This window comes from Anaeromyxobacter sp. PSR-1, assembly GCF_000964525.1.
In the GTDB taxonomy this organism is placed as follows: Bacteria; Myxococcota; Myxococcia; order Myxococcales; family Anaeromyxobacteraceae; genus Anaeromyxobacter.
In genome coordinates, this window is record NZ_BAZG01000023.1 from 14,550 (window position 1) to 40,174 (window position 25,625).

General features: G+C 75.1%; 25 protein-coding genes. 22 read left to right on the plus strand and 3 right to left on the minus strand.

The features are described 5' to 3' along the window. From PSR1_RS06210 to PSR1_RS06225, 4 genes are all read left to right on the plus strand, one after another. Positions 1-516, plus strand: a complete 516-nt coding sequence (locus tag PSR1_RS06210; RefSeq protein ID WP_059436754.1) for a YeeE/YedE thiosulfate transporter family protein — start codon at positions 1-3, stop codon at positions 514-516. Between the two features lie 10 nt (positions 517-526). Beyond that, positions 527-1,183: a YeeE/YedE thiosulfate transporter family protein gene (locus PSR1_RS06215; protein WP_059436755.1), complete on the plus strand. Its 657-nt coding sequence runs from the start codon at positions 527-529 to the stop codon at positions 1,181-1,183. After that, complete coding sequence (locus PSR1_RS06220; RefSeq protein WP_059436756.1) at positions 1,180-1,836, plus strand: rhodanese-like domain-containing protein; 657 nt, start codon at positions 1,180-1,182, stop codon at positions 1,834-1,836. Before PSR1_RS06215 ends, PSR1_RS06220 begins: the two co-directional genes overlap by 4 nt. Positions 1,837-1,912: 76 nt before the next feature. Beyond that, entirely contained in the window at positions 1,913-2,221 is a 309-nt protein-coding gene (locus PSR1_RS06225; protein ID WP_059436757.1) for a helix-turn-helix transcriptional regulator, read from the plus strand. A gap of 24 nt (positions 2,222-2,245) precedes the next feature. Here the strand turns inward: PSR1_RS06225 and PSR1_RS06230 are convergent, their stop codons facing one another. Beyond that, positions 2,246-2,698 (minus strand): hypothetical protein, encoded by a 453-nt coding sequence (locus PSR1_RS06230; RefSeq protein WP_059436758.1) that lies wholly within the window; start codon positions 2,696-2,698, stop codon positions 2,246-2,248. A 53-nt stretch (positions 2,699-2,751) separates the two neighbouring features. On the opposite strand from PSR1_RS06230, the gene lpxB reads away from it, so the two are divergent. From lpxB to serC, 4 genes are read left to right on the plus strand one after another with little or no spacing between them, the layout of a single operon-like run. Beyond that, entirely contained in the window at positions 2,752-3,903 is a 1,152-nt protein-coding gene (lpxB, locus tag PSR1_RS06235; RefSeq protein ID WP_059436759.1) for a lipid-A-disaccharide synthase, read from the plus strand. Next, on the plus strand, positions 3,900-4,649 hold the full coding sequence (locus PSR1_RS06240) for a polyprenol monophosphomannose synthase (protein WP_059436760.1): 750 nt from the start codon (positions 3,900-3,902) through the stop codon (positions 4,647-4,649). The genes lpxB and PSR1_RS06240 overlap by 4 nt, the downstream gene beginning before the upstream one ends. A gap of 57 nt (positions 4,650-4,706) precedes the next feature. Beyond that, positions 4,707-5,360: a MarC family protein gene (locus tag PSR1_RS06245; RefSeq protein WP_012633898.1), complete on the plus strand. Its 654-nt coding sequence runs from the start codon at positions 4,707-4,709 to the stop codon at positions 5,358-5,360. Positions 5,361-5,392: 32 nt separating this feature from the next. Further along, complete coding sequence (gene serC / locus PSR1_RS06250; RefSeq protein ID WP_059436761.1) at positions 5,393-6,520, plus strand: 3-phosphoserine/phosphohydroxythreonine transaminase; 1,128 nt, start codon at positions 5,393-5,395, stop codon at positions 6,518-6,520. Positions 6,521-6,584: 64 nt separating this feature from the next. Here serC and PSR1_RS06255 read toward each other — a convergent pair whose 3' ends face one another. Then, positions 6,585-7,685, minus strand: coding sequence for an SO2930 family diheme c-type cytochrome (locus tag PSR1_RS06255; protein ID WP_059436762.1), 1,101 nt, complete (start codon positions 7,683-7,685; stop codon positions 6,585-6,587). Then, positions 7,682-8,923, minus strand: a complete 1,242-nt coding sequence (locus PSR1_RS06260; RefSeq protein WP_059436776.1) for a parallel beta-helix domain-containing protein — start codon at positions 8,921-8,923, stop codon at positions 7,682-7,684. The genes PSR1_RS06255 and PSR1_RS06260 overlap by 4 nt, the downstream gene beginning before the upstream one ends. Positions 8,924-9,113: 190 nt before the next feature. On the opposite strand from PSR1_RS06260, the gene PSR1_RS06265 reads away from it, so the two are divergent. From PSR1_RS06265 to gmk, 14 genes are all read left to right on the plus strand, one after another. Next, positions 9,114-10,820 carry an AMP-binding protein gene (locus tag PSR1_RS06265; protein WP_059436763.1) on the plus strand — a complete coding sequence of 569 codons (1,707 nt, stop codon included), beginning with the start codon at positions 9,114-9,116 and terminating at the stop codon, positions 10,818-10,820. A gap of 224 nt (positions 10,821-11,044) precedes the next feature. Further along, on the plus strand, positions 11,045-13,126 hold the full coding sequence (locus tag PSR1_RS06270) for a translation factor GTPase family protein (RefSeq protein ID WP_059436777.1): 2,082 nt from the start codon (positions 11,045-11,047) through the stop codon (positions 13,124-13,126). 67 nt (positions 13,127-13,193) lie between these two features. Then, positions 13,194-15,029 (plus strand): ABC transporter ATP-binding protein, encoded by a 1,836-nt coding sequence (locus PSR1_RS06275; RefSeq protein WP_059436764.1) that lies wholly within the window; start codon positions 13,194-13,196, stop codon positions 15,027-15,029. Positions 15,030-15,032: 3 nt separating this feature from the next. Further along, on the plus strand, positions 15,033-16,148 hold the full coding sequence (locus PSR1_RS06280; RefSeq protein ID WP_059436765.1) for a PHP domain-containing protein: 1,116 nt from the start codon (positions 15,033-15,035) through the stop codon (positions 16,146-16,148). A gap of 13 nt (positions 16,149-16,161) precedes the next feature. Beyond that, positions 16,162-17,451, plus strand: coding sequence for a 3-deoxy-D-manno-octulosonic acid transferase (locus PSR1_RS06285; protein WP_059436766.1), 1,290 nt, complete (start codon positions 16,162-16,164; stop codon positions 17,449-17,451). Then, positions 17,448-18,446: a lipopolysaccharide heptosyltransferase II gene (gene waaF, locus PSR1_RS06290; protein ID WP_059436767.1), complete on the plus strand. Its 999-nt coding sequence runs from the start codon at positions 17,448-17,450 to the stop codon at positions 18,444-18,446. The genes PSR1_RS06285 and waaF overlap by 4 nt, the downstream gene beginning before the upstream one ends. Continuing rightward, entirely contained in the window at positions 18,443-19,576 is a 1,134-nt protein-coding gene (gene lpxK / locus PSR1_RS06295) for a tetraacyldisaccharide 4'-kinase (RefSeq protein WP_059436768.1), read from the plus strand. Before waaF ends, lpxK begins: the two co-directional genes overlap by 4 nt. Positions 19,577-19,578: 2 nt before the next feature. Further along, entirely contained in the window at positions 19,579-20,466 is an 888-nt protein-coding gene (locus PSR1_RS06300) for a lysophospholipid acyltransferase family protein (RefSeq protein WP_059436769.1), read from the plus strand. 118 nt (positions 20,467-20,584) lie between these two features. Beyond that, complete coding sequence (locus PSR1_RS06305; RefSeq protein WP_059436770.1) at positions 20,585-21,595, plus strand: bifunctional heptose 7-phosphate kinase/heptose 1-phosphate adenyltransferase; 1,011 nt, start codon at positions 20,585-20,587, stop codon at positions 21,593-21,595. Further along, positions 21,592-22,083, plus strand: a complete 492-nt coding sequence (locus tag PSR1_RS06310) for an adenylyltransferase/cytidyltransferase family protein (RefSeq protein WP_059436771.1) — start codon at positions 21,592-21,594, stop codon at positions 22,081-22,083. The genes PSR1_RS06305 and PSR1_RS06310 overlap by 4 nt, the downstream gene beginning before the upstream one ends. Before the next feature lie 8 nt (positions 22,084-22,091). Beyond that, positions 22,092-23,243 (plus strand): glycosyltransferase family 4 protein, encoded by a 1,152-nt coding sequence (locus PSR1_RS06315; RefSeq protein ID WP_237757846.1) that lies wholly within the window; start codon positions 22,092-22,094, stop codon positions 23,241-23,243. Between the two features lie 21 nt (positions 23,244-23,264). Further along, positions 23,265-23,435 carry a Trm112 family protein gene (locus PSR1_RS23440; protein ID WP_011421660.1) on the plus strand — a complete coding sequence of 57 codons (171 nt, stop codon included), beginning with the start codon at positions 23,265-23,267 and terminating at the stop codon, positions 23,433-23,435. Positions 23,436-23,526: 91 nt separating this feature from the next. Continuing rightward, positions 23,527-24,402 carry a YicC/YloC family endoribonuclease gene (locus tag PSR1_RS06320; RefSeq protein WP_059436773.1) on the plus strand — a complete coding sequence of 292 codons (876 nt, stop codon included), beginning with the start codon at positions 23,527-23,529 and terminating at the stop codon, positions 24,400-24,402. Beyond that, complete coding sequence (gene gmk, locus PSR1_RS06325) at positions 24,392-25,072, plus strand: guanylate kinase (protein ID WP_059436774.1); 681 nt, start codon at positions 24,392-24,394, stop codon at positions 25,070-25,072. The genes PSR1_RS06320 and gmk overlap by 11 nt, the downstream gene beginning before the upstream one ends. Positions 25,073-25,625: the final 553 nt, after the last annotated feature.

Sequence of the window (25,625 nt, forward strand, 5' to 3'; positions counted from 1 at the left end):
GTGGAGCAGCGACCGTACTGGAACCCGTACAAGGCCGGCTTCCTGCTGGGCCTGGTGCTCCTCGGCAGCTTCGTGCTGACCGGGCGCGGCCTGGGCGCGAGCGGGTCGTTCAAGCACGTGGTGGCGGCCGGGCTGCACGCCGTGTCGCCGACCTGGACCGAGGAGAACGTCAGCGTGGGCCGGTTCTTCGCCGATCCGTCGCGCGCCTCGATGGACGACTGGATCGTCTGGCTCACCGCCGGCACGCTGCTCGGCGGCGCGGTCGCCGTGATCACCGCGCGGCGCTTCAAGGCCGAGACGGTGATGGGCCCGCGGGCCGACCGGCGCTGGCGCTGGGTGCTGGCGGGGGCGGGCGGGGCGCTGGCCGGCTTCGGGGCGCAGCTCGCCCGCGGCTGCACCAGCGGCCAGGCGCTCACCGGCGGCGCGCAGCTCGCGCTGGGGAGCTGGCTGTTCATGTTCTGCGTCTTCGGCGGCGCCTACGCCCTCGCGTGGTTCGTCCGCCGCCAGTGGATCTAGGAGGCACGCCGTGGAAGGCCCTCTCTCCGTCGTCCTCCGGTTCTCCCACCCGGTCGAGATGATCGTCTCGGTGCTGGTGGGCATGGGCTTCGGCTTCGCGCTGGAGCGCGCCGGCTTCGGCACCGCCCGCAACCTCGCCGCCATCTTCTACGGCCGCGACTTCCGCGTGCTGCGGGTGATGTTCACCGCCATCGTCACGGCGATGATCGGCGTCTACTTCCTCGACCTCGCCGGGCTCGTGCCGATCTCCACGCTCGGCATCCTCGACACGTTCCCCGCCGCCCAGGCGGTGGGCGGGCTCCTGGTCGGCGCCGGCTTCATCGTGGGCGGCTACTGCCCGGGCACCTCGCTGGTCGGGGCGGTCTCGGGCAAGCTCGACGCGCTGCTGTTCATCGGCGGCCTGCTCGTCGGCACGCTGGTCTACACGCTCGGCGCCGACACGTTCGCGCCGCTCGCCGACGCCGGCGGGCGCGGCCGGGTGCTGCTGCACGAGTGGCTGCGCCTCCCGTCCGGCGTGGTGGTGTTCGCCGTGGCGCTGTTCGCGGTGGGCGCGTTCTGGGCGGTGGGCCGCATCGAGCGGCGGGTGAACCGCCGCGCCGCGCCGGCGGGGCAGGGGCCGCAGTCGGTGCCGGCCGGCGCCGCCGCCGCGGAGAGGAGGGCGCCGTGAGGATCACGAACCGGACCGGGGCCGCCGCGCTCGTCGGCGCGGCCGCCGCCTACCTCGTGCTGGCGCTCGCCACCGGGCACTCGGCCCGCGCCGAGCTCCCGCCCGACCTGACGCCGCCGCCGGCGGACGCCGCGCTCGACGTGTGGAAGGCCGCCGCCGGCGTGGTCCAGGCGGCGGGGCGGGCGGCGGTGCTGGACGTGCGCCCCGCCGACGCCTACGCCCGCTACCACCTCCCCGGCGCGGAGAGCCTGCCGGGCGCGTCCGCCGAGGACGTCCTGGCCCGCGCCCGCGGCCGGCCGTTCACGCTCGTCTACGCCGGCAAGGACGACGTCGCGCTCCGGCTCGTGCAGGAGGCGCGGCGCGCCGACGCCGGCGCGCGGGTCCACTACCTCGTGGACGGTGCGCGCGCCTGGTACCTGGCGCTGGCGCTGCCGGTGCCGCTGTTCGCCGAGGGCGCGCCGCCCGCGGGCTACGCCGAGGCGCTGGCGACGGCGCAGGCCGCCCTGGCGTCGCCGGGCGCCGACCGCGTGGCGCCGGGCCTCGAGGCGCTCCAGACGCTGGCGCGGCTCGACTTCCGGCCGGATCTGCTGAAGGCCGGCGGAAAGCCGAAGGCGGGGGGCGCGAAGAAGAAGATCTCCGGCGGCTGCGGGTAGCGGACACGTCCCGGGGCCGGCCGGCGCGGCACCTCGCCGCGCCCTTCCCGGGCGGGGCTGCCGATAGAGTCGGGCGGTGTCCGCACCCCCGCCGCTTCCCGTCTTCGCCGACCCCGCGCGCGCCGAGCGCGTCGCCGCGGTGCTGAAGGCCGTCGCCCACCCGCTGCGCCTGCGGCTCGTGGCCCTGCTCTGCCAGGGGGACGAGACCGTCGGCGGCCTGGCCGGGCGGCTCGGCGCCGATCCGGTCATCGTCTCCCAGCAGCTCCGCGTGCTGCGCGATCACGGCCTGGTCGCGGCCGCGCGCGACGGCGGGTTCGCGCGCTACCGCATCGCGGAGGAGAACCTGCGCGGCCTGGTGCACTGCATGGAGCGCTGCCGCCGGTGAGGGGCCCGCCCCGAGGCGCGCCGCCTACGGTCGGGAGCGCGCGCCGGGGAGGGGACCGGGCTCGCGGGCGCCCATCGAGGCGAGCCCGAACGCCAGGAAGTACATCACGGCCACCAGCGGCGCGGTCCGCGCGAACTCGGAGGGCGGGCCGAACAGCGTCTCCGGGTGGCCGCTCGCCGCGATGCGGGTCAGGAACGCGTAGAACGACTGGCGCATCGCCGCGGCGGCCGCGCCGTAGATCACGATCCAGCCCAGGCCGCGCAGGCGCCAGCCGAACAGGAAGCAGACGATGATCTCCGGGACGACCTGGGCGCCGAGCATCCAGGGCGGCACCTCGGGCGACACCGCGATCCACGGCAGGATCATCTGCTCGTGGATGACGTAGTGCTCGAGCAGGAGCGCGAGCAGCAGCGCGCCCAGCGTGGCCCCGAGCCACCCCACCTCGCGCCCCCGCGCGCCGGCGGTTCCCCCATCCATGTGCGACAGCACATCACGGATCGGCCTCCGGGGCCAGACCGTCCAGGGGCGGCGTGCTATATAGCCCGCGCTTGACGGACCGGATCCTGATCGTGGCGGGCGAGGCCAGCGCGGACCTTCACGCGGCCCGGACCCTCCACGAGCTGCAGCGCCTGCGCCCCGGGCTCACCGCCTTCGGGGTGGGCGGGCCGCGGCTGCGCGAGGCGGGGCTCGAGGCGCTCGCGCCGGCCGAGGACATCTCGGTGATGGGCCTGGCCGAGGTGCTGCCCCGCATCCCGCGGATCCTCGGGATCCTGCGGATGCTCGGCCGCGCCGCCGCCGAGCGCCGACCCCGGGCCGCGCTCCTGGTGGACCTGCCGGACTTCAACCTCCGGCTCGCCGCGCGCCTCAAGAAGCTCGGGATCCCGGTCGTCTACTACGTGTCGCCGACCATCTGGGCGTGGCGGCAGGGCCGCGCCAAGCAGATCGCGCGCGTGGTGGACCGGATGCTCTGCATCCTCCCGTTCGAGGAGCGCTTCTACGAGGGCACCGGCGTGTCGGCGCGCTTCGTCGGCCACCCGTTCGCCGAGCGGCCGCCGCCCGCGCCCCCGGAGGCCTACCGCTCGGCGCTGGGCCTCCCCGCCTCCCGGACCACCATCGCCATGGTGCCCGGCAGCCGGCCCTCGGAGCTGAAGCGGCTGCTCCCTCCCATGCTCGAGGCCGCCGAGCGGCTTCGCGCGGCCCACCCCGACGCGCAGTTCGTGGTCCCGGTGGCGCCCACGCTGGACCGCGCCGCGCTCGAGCCGTACCTCGCGGCCCACCGCACGCTGGAGGTGCGCCTGGTGGACGGCCGCACCGAGGAGGTGGTCGGCGCGAGCGACGCGGCGCTGGTGAAGAGCGGCACCGCCACGCTGGAGGCGGGGCTGATGCTCCGGCCCATGGTGGTGGTCTACAAGCTGTCCTGGCTGTCCTACGCGGTCGCGCGGATGCTGGTGAAGATTGCGCACGTGGCGCTGGTGAACATCCTGGCAGGGAGGGGGATCGTCCCGGAGCTGCTGCAGCGGGACGCGAGCCCCGAGCGGATGGCGGCGGAGGTGGAGCGCCTGCTCGGCGACCGCGCCGCGCGGGAGGCGCAGATCGCGGCGCTCCGCGAGGTGCGGGCGTCGCTGGGCGAGCCGGGCGCGCCGCTCCGGGTCGCCGAAGAGGTGCTGGGGGTGATGCGATGACGCAAGGGCGCGCGCTGGTGTGCCTGCCGACCTACGAGGAGCGGGACAACCTCGAGCCGATCCTCCGCGCGATCCTCGAGGCCGCGCCGTCGGTCGAGGTGCTGGTCATCGACGACAACTCGCCCGACGGGACCGGCCAGCTGGCCGACGCCTTCGCCGCGCGCGACCCGCGCGTGCACGTGCTCCACCGCGCCGGCAAGGAGGGGCTGGGCAGGGCGTACCTGGCCGGCTTCGCCTGGGCGCTGGAGCGCGGCTACGACCTCGTGCTGGAGATGGACGCGGACTTCTCGCACGACCCGAGGTACCTGCCCGCCCTGCTGGCCCGCGCCGCGGACGCCGACCTGGTGCTCGGCTCCCGCTACGTGCCGGGGGGCGGCACCGTGAACTGGGGGCTGGGGCGGAAGATCATCTCGCGCGGCGGCAGCCTCTACGCCCGCACCATCCTGGGCGTGCGCGTCCGCGACCTCACCGGCGGCTTCAAGTGCTTCCGCCGCGAGGTGCTGGAGGCCATCGACCTGGCCTCGGTGGAGTGCTCCGGCTACGCCTTCCAGATCGAGCTGACGTACCGGGCCATCCGGCGCGGGTTCCGCGTGGCCGAGCTCCCCATCGTGTTCGCCGACCGGCGGGTGGGGCAGTCCAAGATGTCCCGGCGCATCGTGCTCGAGGCCATCCGCAAGGTGTGGGCGATCCGCTTCTCCGCGTTCGCGCGCTCCGAGCCGCGCCCCGGCCTGCCGCCGGCCGTCTGATCCGGGCGCCGCTCCGCGCTTTCCCGCCCACCGCGGGCGAGGTAGGCTGCGCGCCCGATGGCCCTGCAGCTCGCGACCCTCTGCTTCGTCTCCTTCTCGGCCCTGTTCTTCGTGGTCGATCCGTTCTCGGCGGTGCCGTTCTTCCTGGCGCTGACCCGGAACGACGATCCGCGCCGGCGCCGCGAGATCGCGCTCCGCGCGTCGGTGACCGCGTTCGCCGTGCTCGCCGCGTTCGCGCTCACCGGCGAGTGGATCTTCCGCCTCCTCGGCATCGGCCTGCCCGCGTTCAAGGTGGCGGGCGGGGTGGTGCTGCTGCTGCTCGCGCTGGACATGGTGCGCACGCAGCCGTCCCGGACCCGGATCACGCAGGGTGAAGTGGACGCCAGCGCCGACAAGGAGGACGTGGCCATCGTCCCGCTGGCCATGCCGCTGCTGGCCGGCCCGGGCTCCATCGCCACCGCCATCGTGCTGATGGTGCGCGCGCGCAGCGAGGACTGGTGGCACCCGCTGCCGGTCCTGCTCGCCATCGCGCTCACCTGCCTGGCCAGCTACCTCATCCTTGCGGGTGCGGCCCGGACCGAGAAGGTGCTCGGGCGGACCGGCCTCGCCATCCTGGAGCGCGTCGCGGGCCTGCTGCTGGTGGCCATCGCCGTCCAGTTCATGATGGACGGGCTCGCGGAAGGGTTGCCGCGGACCTTCCGGCTCCAATAAATCCCCGGTCCCCATCCACCCCCGAGGAGACCATGCCCCGCGTGAAGAACTTCAATGCCGGCCCCGCCGCCCTCCCACTGCCCGCGCTGGAGCGCGCCCGCGACGAGTTCCTCGACTTCGCCGGCAGCGGCATGTCGGTGATGGAGCACTCGCACCGCGGCAAGGAGTACGAGGCGGTCCACGACGAGGCGCTGGCGCTGCTCCGCGAGCTGCTGGGCGTGCCCGACGGCTACGACGTGCTGTTCGTGCAGGGCGGCGCGTCGCAGCTCTTCGCGCAGATCCCGATGAACCTCGTCGAGAAGGGCCGCGGCGCCGACTACCTGGTGACCGGCGCCTGGGGCGAGAAGGCGTTCTCCGAGGCGAAGGCCGCCACCGCCATGCTGGGCGCCTCGGCGCGCCTGGCCGGCACCACCGGCGAGGGCGACGGCAAGGAGAAGCGCTACGTCCGCGCCGCCACCGCCGCCGACCTGCAGGTCTCGCCCGACGCGGCGTACCTGCACCTCACCTCCAACGAGACCATCCACGGCGTGCAGTTCGCCGTGGACCCGGCCCGGCCGTTCCCGGACGCCGGCAAGGTCCCGCTGGTCGCGGACATGTCGTCCGACTTCCTGTGGAAGCCGGTGGACGTGTCCCGCTTCGGGCTCATCTACGCGGGCGCGCAGAAGAACATCGGGCCCTCGGGCGTGGTGGTCGTGATCGTCCGCAAGGACCTGGTGGCCGCCGGTCGCAAGGACATCCCGAAGATCTTCCAGCTCCGCACGCTCGCCGAGAACAAGTCGCTCTACAACACGCCGCCCACGTTCGGCATCTACATGATCCGGAACGTGCTCGCGTGGCTGAAGGGGCTCGGGGGCCTCCCGGCCATGGAGGCGCGGAACCGCGCCAAGGCCGGGAAGCTGTACGGCGTCATCGACGCGAACGCCGGCTACTACCGCTGCCCGGTGGAGCGGGAGAGCCGCTCGGTCATGAACGTCGTGTTCCGGCTGCCCACCGAGGCCGACGAGGAGCGCTTCGTGAAGGAGGCCAAGGCGAAGGGCATGGTGGGGCTGAAGGGCCACCGCTCGGTGGGCGGCATCCGCGTGTCCACCTACAACGCGGTCGAGCCCGCCTGGCTCGACGAGCTCTGCGCGTTCATGCAGGAGTTCGCGAAGCGCGGCTAGCGCCGCCGCCGCGCCGCGCCCGCCGGGCCCGGTCCCTCCGCGCGAGGGCCGGGCCCGTCGCCGTTCAGGGGCAGGGCTGCGCGGGCAGCTCGGCGATCCACTGCCGGACCAGCGCCAGGCCCTCCTCGCTCACCACGCTCCGGCCGAGCTGCGGCATGACGGCGACCGGGTCGGTCGCGGCCACGCGGTACGCGAGGATCGACGCGTCCGGGTCGCCCGGCACGACGTCGTAGGCGAGGCCGCCCGACCCGGGCCCGGCCGCGACCGGCGGCTTGCAGACGCCGAGCTGGTACGGGTCGGTCACCCCGGTCCCGAGGTAGAGGCCGGTCGTCCGCGCCAGCCCGCCGGGCGAGTGGCAGAAGGCGCAGTTCACCTCGAGCCAGGCGCGCGCGCGCTCCGCGACGGTCCCGGTGGCCGGATCGTTCCAGACCGGGAGGCGCGGCGCCTCCGCGGGCGCCGGCGCGCCCTCCAGGATCCCGGCCGCGGTCCAGTGCGCGAGCTGGTTCTCCGTTCCCGAGGGATACGCGTGGGTGCGGTTCAGGTTCCGTGCGGTGGGGCCGAGCAGGTGCAGCCCGCCGTCGGGCGTGTCGGCGTGGCAGCGCGCGCACTGCGTGACGCTCGGGACGAGGTAGCTCGCGGTCACGGCCGCGCCGGACGGCGTGACCAGCGGGAGCTGCAGCACCGCGCCGCCGGGCTGGAACGTCGCGTCGGTCTGGGCCGCGTTCCACAGGTACGGGTAGCCGCGCCAGCCCTGCGCGGTGCGGACGAGCAGCCGCGTCTCCAGGAGCCGCAGCCCGACCGTCGGCGACCGGAGGTCGGGCGGGAGCGCGAAGGTCTTGGTGACGATCGCGCCGACGGGCAGGTCGAGCGGCGCGTCCGCCGTGTACGCCGCGCGCGTGCCGGGCGGCAGCCACACCGTGCGGGTCTTGAGCGCGTAGTCCGAGAACAGCGGCGTGTTCAGCTCGTAGGGGACGACGCCGGGCCGTGGCGCGACCGTCCCGCCGCCCGCGGCCTCCACCAGGCAGAGCTCGGAGAGCCGCTGCGCCGGGCGGTCGGGGTCGAAGCCGGCGCCGGGCGGGCTGCACGGGCCGGCGGGCGCGCCGGAGGAGCCGCCGCCGCAGGCGGCCACGGCGGCCGCGAGCGCCAGCGCCGCGGGGCGCCTCACGGCAGGACGACCGCCGGGAGCGGGTCGAGCGTGCAGCGGAACGCGGTGTCGTCCGGGTTCGGCGCCCACGGATCGCTCGCCGCGCCCAGGCTGAGCCAGGACGCGCCGGCGGCCACGCAGATCTCCTGCGGGTTCTCCCCGGAGCCGGTGGGATCCGGGATGCCGTCCCACACCACGTCCGGCAGGTCGGCGCCGAGCGCGGTCCGCACCTGCGCGAGCGCCGCGCCGAGCGGGGTGGCCTCGTCCGGCGCGGTGCCGTTCCCGGTGATGGTGTTGCCGTGCACGTGCACGCGGCGCGGGAAGGGATCGTAGCCGTCGGGCGGCGCCTGGCCGGTGAGCAGGTAGCTGATCACGCCCACCGCGGCGGTCTGGTTCCCCTGGATGGTGTTCCCGAACACCTCCACGTCGTGGTTGGCCATCACCACGACGCCCGAGCCGGCCGGGACGATGGCCACGATGCCGCCGGCCGGCGCGAAGTTCGCGTGGTCGTTGTCGAGGATGCGGTTGTCGAACACCCGCACCGCGTGGCCCCCCTGCTGCGGCAGGCCGGGCAGGTCGAACACCAGCACGCCGGCGGTGTTGCCGTGCAGGTGGTTGCCGTGGACGTCGGCGTCGTAGCTGTTCTCGATCTCGACGCCGGCGACGTTGCCGGTGGCCTCGTTGTTCCGCACCACGATGTTCTGCGACTGGCCCACGTAGATGCCGGTGTCGGTGGCCCCCGACGTGAAGCAGCCCTCGATGAGGACGTCGGTGGACTGCACCGGGTAGATCCCGTAGCCGCCGTGGGTCGAGAGGTCGGGGCGGGTCCAGGACACACCCACGTTGCGGATGGTCACCCCGGTCGAGCCCACCACCTTCACGCCGTTGCCGGCCGTGTCGCGGATGGAGAGGTCGCTCAGCGTGAAGGCGTCGCCGCTCGCGCCGACGCCCTCGGCGCCGACCTGGGCGGCGAAGTCGAGCACGGTGGCGTCGCGCCCGGCGCCGCGGATCGTGACGCCGTTCGCGGTCACCTCGAGCGCGTTCGTGAAGCGGAACGTGCCCGGGCCGAACACGAACGTGGCGCCGTCGGGGGCGAGCGCCACCCCGCCCTGGATCCGGTCCTCGGTGGTGCCGGCCGGGAACGCGGTGCACGGGGCGGCCACCCCGGCGCAGGGATCGGCGGGCTTCGGCTTCGAGTCGGAGCCGCAGGCGAGGAGCAGCGCGGCGGCCAGGGATGCGGCGAGCGGGCGAGCGGTCATGGTCACGCTCCGTAAGAAGCACCCCGCACCGTCCGCAAGATCCACCGGCAAGGGTCCGGAAGGTCAACCCCAAGGAGTGAGGCGTGCCGCGGTGCGGCACGGATCCCGGAGGGGGCGACGCCGCTGCGCCGTCGCGCGCACCGCCCGGGGCGCTGGCACACTCGATCCACCCCACGAGCGAGGAGCCCGCATGTCGTCGACCGACGTCTTCCGCCGCGCCCGCGACTTCCTGGTCAGCCACCGCGAGGACTACGACACCGCGTACCGCGACTTCCGCTGGCCGGTGCTCGACCGGTTCAACTGGGCCCTCGACTGGTTCGACATGATCGCGGACGGCAACGGCCGCACCGCGCTGCACATCATCGAGGACTACGGCGCCGAGCTCCGGCTCTCCTACGTCGAGCTGGCCGAGCGCTCCAACCGCGTGGCGACCTACCTGCGCCGCCACGGCGTGGAGCGCGGGCACCGCGTGCTGATGATGCTGCCGAACTGCGTGCAGATCTGGGAGGTGATGCTCGCCTCGATGAAGCTGGGCGCGTGCGTGATCCCCGCCACCTCGCTCCTCACGCCCGAGGACCTCCAGGACCGCATCGAGCGGGGGCGGGTGGGGCACGTCATCACCGACGCCGCCGGGACCGAGAAGTTCCGCGTGGTGAACGGCAACTTCACGCGGCACGTGGTGGGCGAGGCGGTGCCGGGCTGGATGCAGTACGAGGACGCCTACGACGAGGGCTCGTTCTTCCTGCCCCACGGCGAGACGCTGGCCTCCGACCCGGTGCTGCTCTACTTCACGAGCGGCACCACCGCGAAGCCGAAGCTGGTGGTGCACACGCACAAGAGCTACCCGGTCGGCCACCTCTCCACGATGTACTGGATCGGCCTGCGCGAGGGCGACAAGCACCTCAACGTCTCGTCCCCGGGCTGGGCGAAGCACGCCTGGTCGAGCTTCTTCGCGCCGTTCAACGCCGGCGCCACGGTCTGCGTCTACAACTACGCCCGCTTCAGCGCCGCCCGCACGCTCGAGGTGCTGGCGCGGCACGAGATCACCACCATGTGCGCGCCGCCCACGGTGTGGCGCATGCTGATCCTGGAGGACCTGGCGAAGCACCGGGTGAAGCTCCGCGAGCTGCTCAGCGCGGGCGAGCCGCTCAACCCGGAGGTGATCGAGAAGGTGCGGCAGGCCTGGGGCATCACCATCCGCGACGGCTACGGGCAGACCGAGACCACCTGCCAGATCGGCAACTCGCCCGGCCAGAAGCTCAAGCCCGGCTCCATGGGCCGGCCGCTCCCCGGCTACAAGATCGCGCTCCTCGACGAGGAGGGGCGCCCCGCGCCGGAGGAGGGCGAGATCTGCATCGACCTCGAGGCCCGGCCGGCGTCGCTCATGGCGGGCTACGAGGGCGACGTGAACTTGAACGACTTCGTCACCCGCCACGGGCACTACCACACCGGCGACGTCGCCACCCGCGACGAGGAGGGCTACATCACCTACGTCGGCCGCTCCGACGACGTGTTCAAGAGCTCGGACTACCGGATCAGCCCGTTCGAGCTGGAGAGCGCGCTCATCGAGCACGACGCGGTGGCGGAGGCGGCGGTGGTGCCGAGCCCGGACGAGGTGCGCGGGCTGCTGCCCAAGGCGTTCATCATCCTGAAGCCGGGGCGCGCCCCGGACCGCGAGCTGGCGCTGGAGATCTTCCGGTTCCTGCGCCGCCGGCTGGCCCCGTACAAGCGCATCCGCCGCCTGGAGTTCTCCGAGCTGCCCAAGACGGTGTCGGGGAAGATCCGGCGGGTGGAGCTGCGGCGCCGCGAGCAGGCGCGCGCGCCCTCCGCGCCCCGCGGCCCGCTGGAGTTCTGGCAGGAGGACTTCCCCGAGCTGACCGCGGGCGAGGCGCGCTGAGCGCCGGCGCTGCGGCGTCCGGCCGCGGGCGGGGCGGGACGCCCGGGGCCGCGCGGGGCGGGTCGGCCGCGCGCGCCCGCGCGCTGCGAAAGAAGCCGTGGCGCGGGTGGGGGGACCCGTAGCATGCTAGGCCGACGCCGCCGGCGTCTCCACGCGCCGGCTTCCGGGCAGCGAACCTCACGCCCCGCACGCTCCGGCGCGACGGGCTGATGGAGACCGACGCCATGGCGAACACCCGCGTGATCCGCACCTTCTCGATGCTCGGCGCCGACGGCGCCGGGAAGACCGCGCTCGTCGAGGCGCTGCTGCGCGTCGCCGACGCGAAGCGCGCGGCGCCCGACGGCTCGACGGCCCGCCTGGACGCCGAGCCCGAGGAGAAGAAGCGCAACTTCACGCTCTCGCTGCACCCGGAGAGCTTCGAGGAGAACGGCCGGTCGTTCCACGTGCTCGACTGCCCCGGCTTCGCCGCGTTCCTCACCGAGGTGGAGTGGGCGCTGCAGGTCACCGACGGCGCCATCCTGGCCATCTCCGCGGCGGACGGCGCGCACAACCGCTCCGAGCGGACCTACGACGTGCTGGCCGAGTCCGGGCGCCCCGCGTTCGCGGTGATCACCCGGCTCGACCACGAGCAGGCCGACTTCCACGAGGCGCTCGAGGACATCGAGAGCTCGCTCAAGGTGAAGGCCATCCCGCTGCAGCTGCCGGTGTTCGGGCCGGACCGGGTCAAGGGGCTCGCCGACCTCGTCACGATGAAGCTGCACGCCTGGGACGGGAAGGGCTTCGGCCAGTGGACCGAGGCGGAGATCCCCGCCGAGGCGCGGGAGGAGGCGGAGCGCCTGCGCACCGCGCTGGTCGAGGCGGCGGCCGAGTCCGACGACGAGCTGCTCGGGAAGTACCTGGACGGCGCGCCGCTCGCGGAGGAGGAGATCCTGCGCGGCCTGGCCGCGGGCGCGGCGGCGCAGCGCTTCCTGCCGGTGGCGTGCGCCGGCGCGAAGTCCGGCGTGGGCGTGCGCGAGCTGCTCGACCTCGCCGTGCGGATCCTGCCGGGGCCCGAGGCGCGGGTCGTGAAGGGCAAGGACGTCCACGGCAAGGAGACGGTGCGCAGCGCCGCGCCGGACGCGCCGTTCTCGGCCCAGGTCTTCAAGACCACCATCGACCACTTCGCCGGGCGCATCGACTACCTGCGGGTGTTCTCCGGCACGCTCCGGGCCGACGCCACCGTGGTGAACCCGCGGACCCGCACCGAGGAGCGCATCGGGCACCTGTACCGGACCGACGGCGCGCAGACCGTCGAGGTGAACGAGGCGGGGCCGGGCGACTTCGTGGTGCTGGTGAAGCTCAAGGACGCGCACACCGGCGACACGCTCTGCGACCGCGACGTGCCCATCGCGCTGCCGCCGTTCGCGCAGCACGTGCGGCCGGTGTCCTACGCGGTGCACGCCAAGGCCGGCGACGACAAGGCGGCGGCCGCGCTCCAGAAGATCATCGAGGAGGACCCGTCGCTCGAGCTGACGCGCTCGACCGAGACCGGCGAGATGCTGCTCCAGGGCATGGGCCAGGCGCACCTGGACGTCACGGTGGAGCGCGCCAAGCGCAAGCACGGCGTGGAGATCACGCTCACGCCGCCGAGCCCGGCCTACCTCGAGACCATCACGGCGGCCGCCAAGGCGCAGGGCAAGTTCAAGCGGCAGACCGGCGGCCACGGGCAGTACGGCGACGCCCACGTCGAGCTGCAGCCCAAGCCCCGCGGCGAGGGCTTCGAGTTCGAGGACGCGATCGTGGGCGGCGTCATCCCGCGCCAGTTCATCCCGTCGGTGGAGAAGGGCATCCGCGGCGCGCTCTCCTCCGGCCCGCTGGCCGGCTACCCGGTGGTGGACTTCCGGGCCCGGCTGGTGTTCGGCAGCTACCACGACGTGGACAGCTCCGACATGGCGTTCCAGGTCGCCGGCTCGATGGCGTTCAAGAAGGCGGTGCTCGAGGCCCGGCCCATCCTGCTCGAGCCCATCATGAAGCTCGAGGTGCGCGTCCCCGAGGAGTACGTGGGCGCGGTGATGGGCGACCTGAACAGCCGGCGCGCCAAGGTCCAGGGCATGGAGCCGCTGGCGCGCGGCGTGCTCATCCGCGCCACCTGCCCGCACGCGGAGGCCATGAGCTACGACGCCGACCTGCGCTCGCTCACCCAGGGCGTGGGCTACTTCACCATGGAGCCCTCGCACTACGACCCGGTCCCGCCGCACATCGCGCAGAAGATCATCGAGCGGCGGCGCGCCGACGGGAAGGTGAAGGGGGTGGAGGAGGAGAAGTAGCGGGCGGCCGGCCGGGCCCGACCGCAGCGCTGCACCGGGGGGCGATCTGGACTAGGATGGCCCCTCCTTGCGCGCCTACCTTCGCCTCTTCCGCTTCGTCCTGCCGTACAAGGGACGGCTCCTGGCGGCCATCGCCTGCATGGCGGTGCTGTCCATCACCACCGCGGTCTACGTCAACCTGCTCGGCCCCGCGCTCCAGTTCCTGTTCACCGGGGACACGGGCGCGGTGGCCACGCTGGGCAAGTTCCTCCCCGACTCGGTCGACCTCGAGGGCATGCTCGCCCACACCGACCGCGCCGCCATCCTGGCGGCGCTGCCGGTGGTCATCGTGCTCGTCTCGGTGGTGAAGGGGTTCGCCTACTTCGGCCAGTTCTACCTGATCGGCATGGTCGGCCAGCGGGTCATCGCCGACATCCGCAAGGCGCTGTTCGATCACCTGCTGAAGCTCTCGCCGGGCTTCTACACGCGGCGCCACTCGGGCGACATCCTGCAGCGCTTCTCCGCCGACGTGCTGGCGGTGGACGTGGCGGTGTCGAACGCCGTGCCGAGCTACGTGCGCGACGGGCTCACCGTGGTGGTGATGCTGGTGAACTGCTTCGTGCTCGACTGGCGCATGTCGCTCATCGCCTTCGGCGCGGTGCCCGCCACGCTGCTCCCGGTGGTGCGGCTGGCGAAGCGGCTGAAGCGGGTGACCAGCCACGCGCAGAAGACCGGCGGCGAGCTCTCCGAGATGGTGCAGGAGGCGGTCAGCGGGATGCGGGTGGTGCAGGCGTACGGGATGGAGGCCTGGGAGTCCCGCCGCTTCGCCGACGCGAACGCGCGGCTCATCCGCATCCTGCGGCGCAGCTTCCTGGTCCGCGCGTTCTCCTCGCCGCTCATGGAGATCATGGGCGCGGCCGGCCTGGCCGCGGCCATCTGGTGGGTGGGCGGCCGGATCCTGGCGGGCGAGCTGGAGGCGGCGAAGTTCTTCTCGTTCGTCGCGGCGGTGCTGCTCCTCTACACGCCGGTGAAGCAGCTCGGGCGCATGGGGCAGATCGCGATGCAGGGGGCCGCGGCCGGCGACCGCATCTTCGAGATCCTCGACACGCCCAGCGCCGTGCCCGACGCGGGCCGCGCCGCGCTCGCGCCGTTCCGCGAGGCCATCCGCTACGAGGACGTCTCCTTCTCCTACGGCGAGCGGCCGGTGCTGACCGGCTTCTCGCTCGAGGTCCGCAGGGGCGAGGTGGTGGCGCTGGTGGGCGCCTCCGGCGGCGGCAAGACCACCGTCGCGAACCTGCTGCCGCGGTTCTGGGACCCGACCGCCGGGCGCATCACCGTGGACGGCGTGGACCTGCGCGAGGTGACGCTCGCGAGCCTGCGCGCGCAGCTCGCGCTGGTGACGCAGGAGACGGTGCTGTTCAACGACAGCATCCGCGCCAACATCGCCTACGGCCGGCCCGAGGTGTCGCAGTCCGACGTGGAGCAGGCGGCCCGGCTGGCCCAGGCGCACGAGTTCATCCGCGCGCTGCCGCAGGGGTACGACACGGTGGTGGGCGAGAAGGGCGTGCTGCTGTCCGGCGGCCAGCGCCAGCGCATCGCCATCGCGCGCGCGTTCCTGAAGGACGCGCCCATCCTCATCCTCGACGAGGCCACGAGCGCGCTCGACGCCGAGAGCGAGCGCGAGGTGCAGCGGGCGCTCGACTCGCTGATGGCCATCGAGGGCGCGAGCCGCCGCACCACGCTGGTGATCGCGCACCGGCTCTCGACCATCCGCAACGCCGACCGCATCGTGGTGATCGCCGGCGGCAGGGTGGTGGAGGCCGGGGACCACGCCACCCTGGTCGCGCGCGGCGGCGAGTACGCGCGCCTCCACCGCATCGCGGAGGGCGCGGAGCGGCAGGGGGCCCGCGCCGGCGCGGTCTAGCCGATGCGGCGGCTCCTCGCGCTCGCGCTGGCCGCGGCGGTGGTCGGCTACCTCGCGTTCGGCGCGGTGGCCTGGCAGCGCCGCGGGCTGCGGGAGGCGCAGGCCAGCCCGGCGCTGGCCGCGGCCGAGGCGCGCGGCGCCTGGCACGTGCACACCACCGCGAGCGACGGGCGCGGGACGCTCGACGAGGTGGCCCGGGCGGCCCGGGCCGCCGGGCTGCGCTTCGTGGTGGTCTCGGACCACGACGTCCTGGCGCCGGCCGAGCCCCGCTACCAGGACGGCGTCCTGCTCGTCCCCGCCACCGAGGCGTCCACGCGCCAGGGGCACGTGGTGGCGCTGGGCGTGTCGCGCGCGCTCACCCGCGCCGAGCGCGACGGCGACGCGCTCGCCGCCATCCGCGCGCTGGGCGGGCAGGCGGTGATCGCCCACCCGCTCCACCCGCGCCGCGCGTTCACGGGGTGGGGCGGCGGGGCGTGGCGCGGCCTCGAGGTGATCTCCAACGACACGGCGTGGTACCGGGCGCTCGCCGACCGCGACCTCCGCCGCGTGCTCGAGGCGCTGGCGGTGCTGCCCTGGGACCCGCCGCGCGCGGTGCTGGCGCTGCTGGACGACCCCGCCGACGAGCTGCGCCGGCTGGACGGCGAGCTGCGCCGCGCGCGGGCCGCGGCCGGGGCCGGTCCCGCGCCGGCGCACGTGCTGCTCTGCTCCGCCGACGCGCACGGCTACCCGGGGTACGCCGCCGCGTTCGGCGCGTTCTCCATGCACGTGCCGGTGACCCTGGGCGGCGACGCCGCGCGCGACGCGGCCGCGGTCCGCGCCGCCCTGCTGGACGGCCGCGCCGCGTGCGTCCTCGACGGCCTCGCGCCGGCCGCGGGGGTGCGGCTGACCCCCACGGCGGAGGGGGCGCTCTCGCTGTCGCTCCACGGCGCCGCGGCGGGGTCCCGGACGTACACCCTCCTCCACGACGGGGCGCCGGCCGGGCGCTTCGAGGCCGCGCGCGACGGCAGCGCCGGCGGCACCTTCCGCTGCGGCGGCCGGTGCCCGCCGGGCGACTACCGCGCCGAGGTCGCGCTCGACGGGCGTCGCTGGATCTTCACGAACCCGGTCCGCATCGAGTAAGAAGCGGCCAGCCGTGCACCTCGTCTACGCCATCGCCACCTACCTGCTGTTCGTGATCGGGCTGCCGTTCCTGCTCACGCATCCCAAGCTGCGCCACGGGATCCCCCAGCGGCTCGGGCTGTACAAGCGCTCGCTGGACCGGGGCCGCGGCAGCCCGCGCATCTGGCTGCACGGGGCGAGCGCCGGCGACCTGCTCTCGCTCCAGCCCATGATGGCGGAGCTGAAGGCGCGGATGCCGGGGTGCTGCGTGATCGTCAGCACCATGACGAACAGCGGCCTCGCCATGGCGCGCAAGAAGCTGGGCGGCCTGGCGGACGTGGTGGTGTACGCGCCGTACGACCTCCCGGGCGCGACCCGCCGGGCGGTGCGGGCGCTCGAGCCGGACCTGCTCGTGCTCGAGTACACCGAGATCTGGCCCAACCTGATCCGCTCCGCCCACAAGGCCGGGGTGCGCATCGCGCTCACCAACGGCCGCTTCAACCCGGAGAACCTCTCGCGGTACCGCGCGCTGTTCCTCGCGATCGGGAACCCGCTGCGCCGCATCGACTGCTTCCTGATGCGCTCCGACGAGGAGGCCGAGCGCGTGCTCGCGCTCGGGGCCGCGCCGGACCGGGTCTGGGTGACGGGCAACACCAAGTTCGACGCGCTGGTGCTGGACGCCGCCGAGGGCGGCAAGGCCGAGGCGCTGCGCGCGGAGATGGGGCTGCACGCGGGCGCGCCGGTGCTCATGGCCGGCTCCACGCACGAGGGCGAGGAGGAGCTGATCCTGGAGGCGTACCGCAAGCTGCTGGCGCGCCACCCGCGGCTGCAGCTCGTGGTCGCGCCGCGCTACGTGGAGCGCTCCGGGCGCATCATGGCGCTCGCCGCCGAGGCGGGGCTCTCGGTGCGCCTGCGCAGCGGCGGCGCGGCGGCCGGGCACGCGCAGGTCACCGTGCTCGACACCATCGGCGAGCTGGCGGCCGCCTACGGGCTGGCCACGCTGGTGTTCGTGGGCGGGAGCTTCGTGACCCGCGGCGGCCAGAACGTGCTCGAGCCGGCCGCGCAGGGGCGGCCGGTGCTGTTCGGCCCGCACATGGAGAACTTCAAGGACTCGGTCCAGGTGCTGCAGGGCAGGGGAGGCATCCAGGTCGCCACGCCCGAGAAGCTGCTCAAGGTGGCGGACGAGCTGCTCTCGCGCCCCGATCAGCTGCAGGAGCTGGGCGCGCTGGCGCGCCGCTCGGTGGGGGCCATCCGCGGCGCGAGCGCGCGCAACGTGGACCACATGCTCTCGATCCTGCCGCGCGGGAAGGTGGCCGCCGCGTGAGCGATCCCTCCAGCATCCTCGTCATCCGCTACAGCGCGATGGGCGACGTGGTGCTCGCGACCAGCCTGCTGGAGCCGCTCCGCGCGCGCTTCCCGTCCGCGCGGATCGAGTGGGTCACCGACGCGCTCTACGCGCCGCTGCTGGAGGGGCTGCCCGAGCTCGCCGCGGTGCACCGGCTGGCGCGGGAGGGCCCGAACGCCGCGCTGCCGCTGGCCGCCCGCCTGCGCGGGCGGTTCGACGTGGTCATCGACCTGCAGAACAAGGTGCGGAGCGCGGTGGTGGCCCGCGCCGCGGCCCCGCTGCGCACCGCGTTCAAGCGGCGCACCGCGCTCCGGGCGCTCCTGTCGGTGTTCGGCTCCGACCCGCCGCTGGTCCGCGCGCACCAGACGCAGCTCTACGGCGAGGCGGTGGCGTCCCTCGGCGTGAGCGGCCCGGGGCCGCTCAAGATCGCGCTCTCGCCGCAGGCGCGCGCGCTCGCCGCCGACGCGCTGCAGGGCGTCGAGGCGCCGGCGGTGGCGCTCGCCCCCGGCGCGCGCTGGGCCACCAAGCGGTGGCCGGCCGAGCGGTTCGCGGCGGTCGCCGACGCGCTGCACGCCGAGGGCGTGCGCATCGTGCTGTGCGGCGGCCCCGGCGACCGCGACGCGTTCGCGGCGTTCCGCGCCGCCACCCGCGCGAAGGTCGCGGCCGACCTGTCCTTCCTGCCGCTCGACGCGCTCGCCGCCGCCATCGCCCGCGTGCAGCTCCTCATCGCGTGCGACTCGGGCCCGGTGCACCTCGCGACGGCGGTCGGCACGCCGGTGCTGGCGCTGTTCGGGCCGACCTCGGTCGCGCGCTGGGGTCCCCCGCCGCCCGGGCGCGCGCTCTCGCTCGGCCTCTCCTGCTCGCCCTGCTCCAACCACGGCGGCGACTACTGCCCCGAGGGTCACCACCGCTGCCTGGCGGACCTGGCCCCGCAGGCGGTGCTGGCCAGCGCGCGAGAGATGCTGCGGCGATGAGCGGGCTCGAGGCGATCTGGTGGCGCGAGCGGCCCGGCGCCCTGGGGGCGCTGGCGGGCGCGCCGCTGCTGCTCGCCGAGGCGCCGTTCCGCGCGGCCGCGGCGCTCCGGGGCGCGCTGTACGACCGCGGGGTCCTGCCGGCCGCCCGGGCCGGGGCGCCGGTCGTCTCCATCGGCAACCTGGCGGTGGGCGGGGCCGGCAAGACGCCCGCCGCGCTGGCGGTGGCGGCGCGCCTGGCCGCCCGCGGGCGCCGGGTGGCGATCCTCTCGCGCGGCTACGGCGCAGCGCGTGCGGACGCCCGGGTCGCGTCCGACGGCGCGGGCGCCCTGCTGCCCGCGGCCGAGGCCGGCGACGAGCCGGCGCTGCTCGCGCGGCGCCTCCCCGGCGTGGCGGTGCTGTGCGGGCCGCGCCGCGCCGAGCTGGCCCGCACCGCGGTGGAGTCGCTCGGCGCCGACGCGCTGGTGCTCGACGACGGCTTCCAGCACCGCGCGCTCGCGCGGGACCTCGACGTGGTGGTGCTCGACGCCTCGAACCCGTTCGGCAACGGCCACCTCCTGCCGCGCGGGCCGAACCGCGAGCCGCCGAGCGCGCTGCGCCGCGCCGGGCTGGTGTGGCTGTCGCACGCGGACCGGGCCGCGCCGGAGCGGCTGGAGGCGCTGCGCGCGCTGGCCCGCGACGCGACCGGGCGCGCGCCGGTGGAGTCGCGCCACGCCCCCACCGCGCTGCTCGACGGCGCGCTGCGGGACGCGGGGGCGCTCGAGGCGCTCCGGGGCCGCCGCGTCGCCGCGCTCTCGGGCCTGGCCCGGCCGGCGGGCTTCCTCCGCACGCTCGAGGCGCTCGGCGCCGAGGTGGCGCTCGCCCGCGCCTTCCCCGACCACCACCGCTTCACCGAGGGCGAGCTGGAGGCGGTGCTCCGCGAGGCCGCGGCCGCGGGCTGCGCCTGGGTGGTCACCACCGAGAAGGACGCGGTCCGCCTCGAGCCCGCGCTGGCCGCGGCGGCGGCGGACCGGCTGCGCGTCGTCCGGGTGGACGCGGAGCTCCTGCGCGGCGCCGACGTCCTCGAGGCCGCGCTCGACGCGGCGCTCGCCGCCCCCCAACCCCGACCGGCGCCGCGCGCCCCGGTGGCCTGAACATGCGCCTGCTCGGCTGGATCTTCGCCCGCCTCCCGTACCGCTGGATCATGGCGCTCGGCGCCGCGCTCGGCGCGCTGGTCTGGGGGCTCGGCATCCGTCGCCGCGTGGTGCTCGAGAACCTGCGGCTCGCCTTCCCCGACCGCCCCGAGGCGGAGCGCCGGGCGATCGCGCGCGCCACCTACCGGAACCTGGGGCAGATGATCCCGGAGTTCCTGCGGGTGCCGGCGCTGGCCCCGGCGGACCTGGAGCGGATCTTCGAGGTGGAGGGCTGGGACCGCTTCGAGGCGGCCCGCGCGCGAGGGAAGGGCGTCATCGCCTGCACCGGGCACTTCGGCAACTTCGAGGTGCTCGCCGCCGCCATGACCCGGCGCGGCGTGCCCATCACCATGATCTCGCGCCCCATGGGCAAGTCCGGCGCCAACGACGGCTGGCGCAAGGCGCGCGAGCGGGCCGGCGTGGAGGACCTCGTGGTCCGCCGCGGCCAGACGCTCCAGGCCGCCACCCGCTCGCTCAAGGCGGGCCGCGTGCTCGGCTACGTGATCGACCAGAACCAGCCGCGCCGGCGCGCGGTGTTCCCCACGTTCTTCGGCGTGCCGGCGGCCACCGCGGCGACGCCGGCGGTGCTGGCCATGCGGACCGGGGCGGCGGTGGTGTTCACGGTCTCGGTGCCGCTCGGCGACGGCCGGCACAAGGTGGTCATCGAGGGGCCGATCGACCCGCCCGACACCGGCGATCGCGACCGCGACGTGGTCGCCTTCCTCCAGGAGCTGAACGACCGCCTGGAGCGCCACGTCCGCGCGCACCCGGATCGCTGGTACTGGCTGCACCGCCGGTGGAAGACGCGCCCGGACGGCGAGGGGGCCGGGAGCGCGGGCGCGGTCGCGTGACGCAGCCTCCCGCCGCCCGGCGGCGCGCGCGTGTAGGGCGCGCGGGCACCCGGCGTGGAGGGGCGCGCCGCGAGGTGCGCGATTGACGGGCCAAACCCGCGCGCGGTAGGAAACGCGCGTGCGCCGCCCCAGGGAACCCGAGCTGCCCTCGCTCGCCAGCCTCCTGCCCCGCTTCCCGGAGCGCGAGGTGGTGGTGGTGGGCGACTTCGTGGCCGACGAGTACGTGTACGGCGAGACCGAGCGGATCAGCCGCGAGGCGCCGGTGCTCATCGTCCGCTACGAGTCCTCCGAGCTGAAGGCGGGCGGGGCGGGCAACGCCGCCGCGAACCTGGCCGCGCTGGGCGTGAAGGTGCGCGCGGTCGGCGTGGTGGGCGACGACGGCGTGGGCGGCGCGCTGCTCCAGGAGCTGACCGGCCTGGGCGTGGACGTGAGCGGCATCCAGCGGGTGCCCGGCCGCGAGACCGAGGCCAAGACCCGCATCCTGGCGGGCGGGCGCTCCACCCGGCGCCAGCAGATGATCCGCCTGGACCGGGCGCCGCGCGCGCCGCTCCCGGCCACCGCCGAGCGCCGGCTCGTGAAGGAGCTGGAGCGGGCCGGGCGCCGCGCCGGGACCGTGCTGGCGAGCGACTACGGCTCCGGGGCGCTCGGTCCGGCCGCCATCGAGGCGCTCCGCGCCCTGAAGCGCGGCGGCGTCCCGGTGTGCGTGGACTCCCGCTACAACCTGCGCGCGTTCACCGGCCTCACCATGGTGAAGCCGAACGAGGTCGAGCTGGAGACCGCCTCCGGCGTCTCGCTGGCGCAGCCCGGCGGGCTGGAGAAGGCGGCGCGGGCGCTGCTGAAGCGCGTGGACTGCGACGTGCTGCTGGTGACGCGCGGCCGGAACGGCATGTCGGTGTTCCGCCGCGGCGCCCCGCCGGTCCACGTGCCGGCGCACGGCAGCCAGGACGCCGTGGACGTGACGGGCGCCGGGGACACCGTGGCGGCCACCTTCAGCGCGGGCCTCGCCGCCGGGGGCGACCCCGTCGCGGCGGCCCGGCTCGCGAACGTGGCCGGCTCGCTGGTGGTGCAGAAGCCGGGCACCGCCACCGTCTCGCGCGAGGAGCTCCAGGCGGAGCTGCTCCGGCCGTGAGCCGCCTCGCCCGCAAGCGCGTCGCGCTCGAGGACCTGCCCGCGGTGCGCGCCCGCGCCACCGCCGCCGGGCGCTCCGTGGCGCTCGCGAACGGCGTGTTCGACCTGTTCCACGTCGGCCACCTCCGCTACCTGGAGGGCGCCCGGGCCGAGGCCGACCTGCTGGTGGTGGCGGTGAACTCGGACGCGTCCACCCGCGCGAACAAGGGCGACGGCCGCCCGGTGGTCCCGGAGGCCGAGCGGGCCGAGATCGTGGCCGCGCTCGAGTGCGTGGACCACGTGGTGCTGTTCGACTCGAAGGACGTCGTCCCGGTGATCCGGGCGCTGCGGCCCGACGTGCAGGTGAAGGGGACCGACTACACGCCCGACACCATCCCCGAGGCCGCCGAGGTGCGCGCCTACGGCGGCCGGGTGGCGGTGGCCGGCGACCCGAAGGACCACTCCACCACCGAGCTCATCGCGAAGCTCGACGCCACGCGGAAGGGATGAGCGCGCCGGTGCGCGCGAGCGGGGCCCCCATGCGCGTGCTGGAGCTGCTCTCGTCCGCGTGGTGGACCGGCCCCGCCGAGCCGATGGCCTCGGTCGCGCGCGAGCTGCGCGCCCGCGGGCACCGCGTGGAGGTGGCGGTGGACGCGGTGCGGGAGGGGAACCTGCGCGAGGCGCTCCGGGCGCGGGGGTTCCCGCCGCGCGAGGACCTGGCGCTCTCCACCAGGTCCGGGCCGATCGCCTACCTGCGCGACGTGCGCCGCCTGGCCGCGGCGGCGCGCGACTTCGACGTGCTGCACGCGAACTTCTCGCACGACCACGCGCTCGCGCTCCTGGCGCTGCGCCGGCGCGGCGGACGGCGGGTGGTCCGCACCGTCCACTCGTCGCGCTCGCTGCGCACCGATCCGCTCCAGCGCCTGCAGCACCGGGCCACCGACGGCCTCGTCGCGGTGTGCGAGGCGCACGCGCGGGCGCTGGTGGAGCGCTTCGGGCTCCCGGAGGAGCGGGTGCTCGCGACGCGCGGCGCGGTGGACGCGGAGGCGTTCCGGCCCGACGGGCCGGACCTGCGCGCGGCGCTCGGGATCGAGGCCGGCGCGCCGGTGGCCGGGATCGTCTCGCGCATCAAGCCCGGCCGCCGCCACGAGGACCTGGTGGACGCGTTCCGGGACGTCGCCGACCGGCTGCCAGAGGCGCGCCTGGTGATCGTCGGCCGGGGGGAGGGCGAGGAGGCGATCCGGGTGCGCGTGGCGCACCGCGGGCTGCAGCGCCAGGTCGTGTTCGCGGGCTACCGCACCGGCCCGGAGCTGGCCGCGGCCTACCGGACGTTCGACGTGAACGTGCTGCTGGCGGAGGGCAACGACGGGACCTGCCGCGCGCTCCTGGAGGGCATGGCCGCGGGCCGGCCCGGCGTGGCCTACCGCTTCGGCGCGCCCGCCGAGGCGATCGTGGACGGCACCACCGGGCTGCTCGCGCCGGAGGGCGACGTCCCCGCGCTCGCCGCCGCGCTCCTCGAGCTGCTCGGGGCGCCGGCGCGGGCCCGCGCGCTGGGCGCGGCCGCGCGCGAGCGGATGGCGGCGCTGTTCACCGAGGCGGCGCGCGGCGAGGCGGTGGAGCGCTTCCTCGCGCAGGTGCTCGCCTTGCCGCCGGCCCGCGGCGCGGACTAAGCTCCGCGCGGAGGAGCACGCATGGCGCTGTCGCCCGAGCTGAAGGACATCCTGGCCTGCCCGAAGTGCAAGGGCGAGCTGGAGTTCCGCGAGGCGGATCACGAGATCCGCTGCAACCGCTGCCGGCTCGCGTTCCGCATCGAGGACGACATCCCGGTGATGCTCCTCGACGAGGCGCGCCCGCTCCCGTGAGCCGGGGGCGGCCCGCCCGCGGCTGCCTTGACGCCCCCCGGGCCGGGGACTACGGTCCGGGGCCGATGCGTCCAACCCCCGGGAGTCGCCGATGATCCGCAGCATGACGGGGTTCGGGGCGGGCCACGGCGCCGCCTCGGGCGAGGAGGTGGACGTCGAGGTCCGCTCCGTCAACCACAAGTACTGCGAGGTGAAGGTCCGCCTCCCCCGCGAGCTCGCCGCGCTCGAGCACGAGATCGCCAAGGCGGTGAAGGAGCGGCTGGCGCGCGGCGGCGTGGAGGTCGCCGTCCGGCGCGCCACGGCCGGCGGCGGGCTGGCGCCTCGCGTGGACGTCGCGCTGGCCGAGTCCTACGCCCGCGCGTTCGGCGAGATCCAGGCGCGGCTCGGGCTCCCGGGCGCGATCACGCTCGCGGACGTGCTGTCCGCGGACGGCGTGGTCCGGCTGGAGGAGCGCACCGTGGACGCCGCGGCGGCCGGTACCGCCGCGCGGGCCGCGCTCGCCCCGGCGCTCGACGCGCTGGTGGAGATGCGCGCGCGAGAGGGCGCGGCGCTGGCGCGCGACCTCGGCGCGCGGCTCGACGCCGTCGAGCAGATGGTGGCGCGCGTGGCCGAGCTGTCGCCGCGCCTCGTGGAGCAGTACCGGACGCGGCTGCAGGAGCGCATCGCCGAGCTGACGCAGGGGATGGCGCTCGACCCGGCCCGGCTGGCGCAGGAGGTGGCGCTCTTCGCCGACCGGACCGACGTGGCCGAGGAGATCACGCGGCTGCACAGCCACCTCGCCCAGGTGCGCGCGCTGCTCGCGTCGGCGGAGCCCGCCGGCCGCAAGCTCGACTTCCTCGTCCAGGAGATGCACCGCGAGGTGAACACCATCGGGTCGAAGTCGCAGAGCGCCGAGGTGGCGGGGATCGTGGTGGCGCTCAAGGCGGAGATCGAGCGCATGCGCGAGCAGGTGCAGAATGTCGAGTGACGCGGCCGCGCACGAGCGCCTCCCGGGCCTGCTGTTGGTGCTCTCGGCGCCCTCGGGCGCGGGGAAGACCACGCTGGCGCACCGGCTGCGCGAGGCGTCGCCCGACGCGGTGTTCTCGATCTCGGCCACCACCCGCGCGCCGCGCGGCGCCGAGCGGGAGGGCGTGGACTACCACTTCGTCACGGCGGAGCGGTTCGCCGAGCTGGTGGCGCAGGGCGCGTTCGCGGAGTGGGCCGAGGTGCACGGGCAGCGCTACGGGACGCTCCGCGCCACGGTGGACGAGGCGCTCGCCGCCGGGAAGCTGGCGCTGTTCGACATCGACGTGCAGGGCGGGGCGCAGATCAAGGCCGCCTGGCCGCAGCAGGCGGCCACCGTGCTGGTGCTGCCGCCGGACGAGGCGGAGCTGGAGCGGCGGCTGCGCGGGCGCGACACGGACAGCGACGAGACGATCCGCCGCCGGCTGGTGGCGGCGCGCGCCGAGGTCGCGCGCGGCCTCGGCTCGTACGACTACGTGGTGGTGAACGACGTGCTGGAGGGCGCGCTGGCGCAGCTCCAGGCGATCGTGCGGCACGAGCGGCTGCGCCACGCCGGCCGGTGGGATCCGGAGGCCGCGCGCGTGGCCGAGGCCTGCCGCCGCAGCGCCGCGCCGCTCGGCGGCTGGGCGTCGTAGCGGGCCCGCGGTCGCTCCGGACCGGCGCGCCGCGGATTCCGGTTGACGGCCGCGGGGGGCGAAGGTAGAAGACGCGCCCCGTCGGACGAGGGGCCGGGAAGTGGCTGCAAGTTTCCTGGTTTCGCGCTTGACGGGCCCGAGGGTGAAGGCTAGAAGGTCGCCCCACCTGAGCGCAGCGAGGCAGGACGCGCTGCTCTTGACGGGTTCCCGATGAAGGGGTAGAAGCAGCGCCCCTTCAACCCGCGGAAATCGACGAGAAAATGTCGATGACGCGGGGTTGACGGGGAAACGGAGCCGGTGTAGATACCGACTCCCTCGCGTCACGGAAGATCTTGTGGCGCGAACGGGTGTGGCAGCAGGAAGCTGCACCCATCCTTGAGACGGAACGGTTGTCCTCGCGACTCCGCGACGTTCAAGGCTCGGCCCGGTGCGGTTGGATCGGGAACGAGGGGTGGCGTTCGGTCTTTGAAAACTGAATAGCAAGCCTACTAAGGATGCGGAAACCGCATTCCTTGAGTTTGCAAATCATTCCGAAACACACCAATGCCAGGCC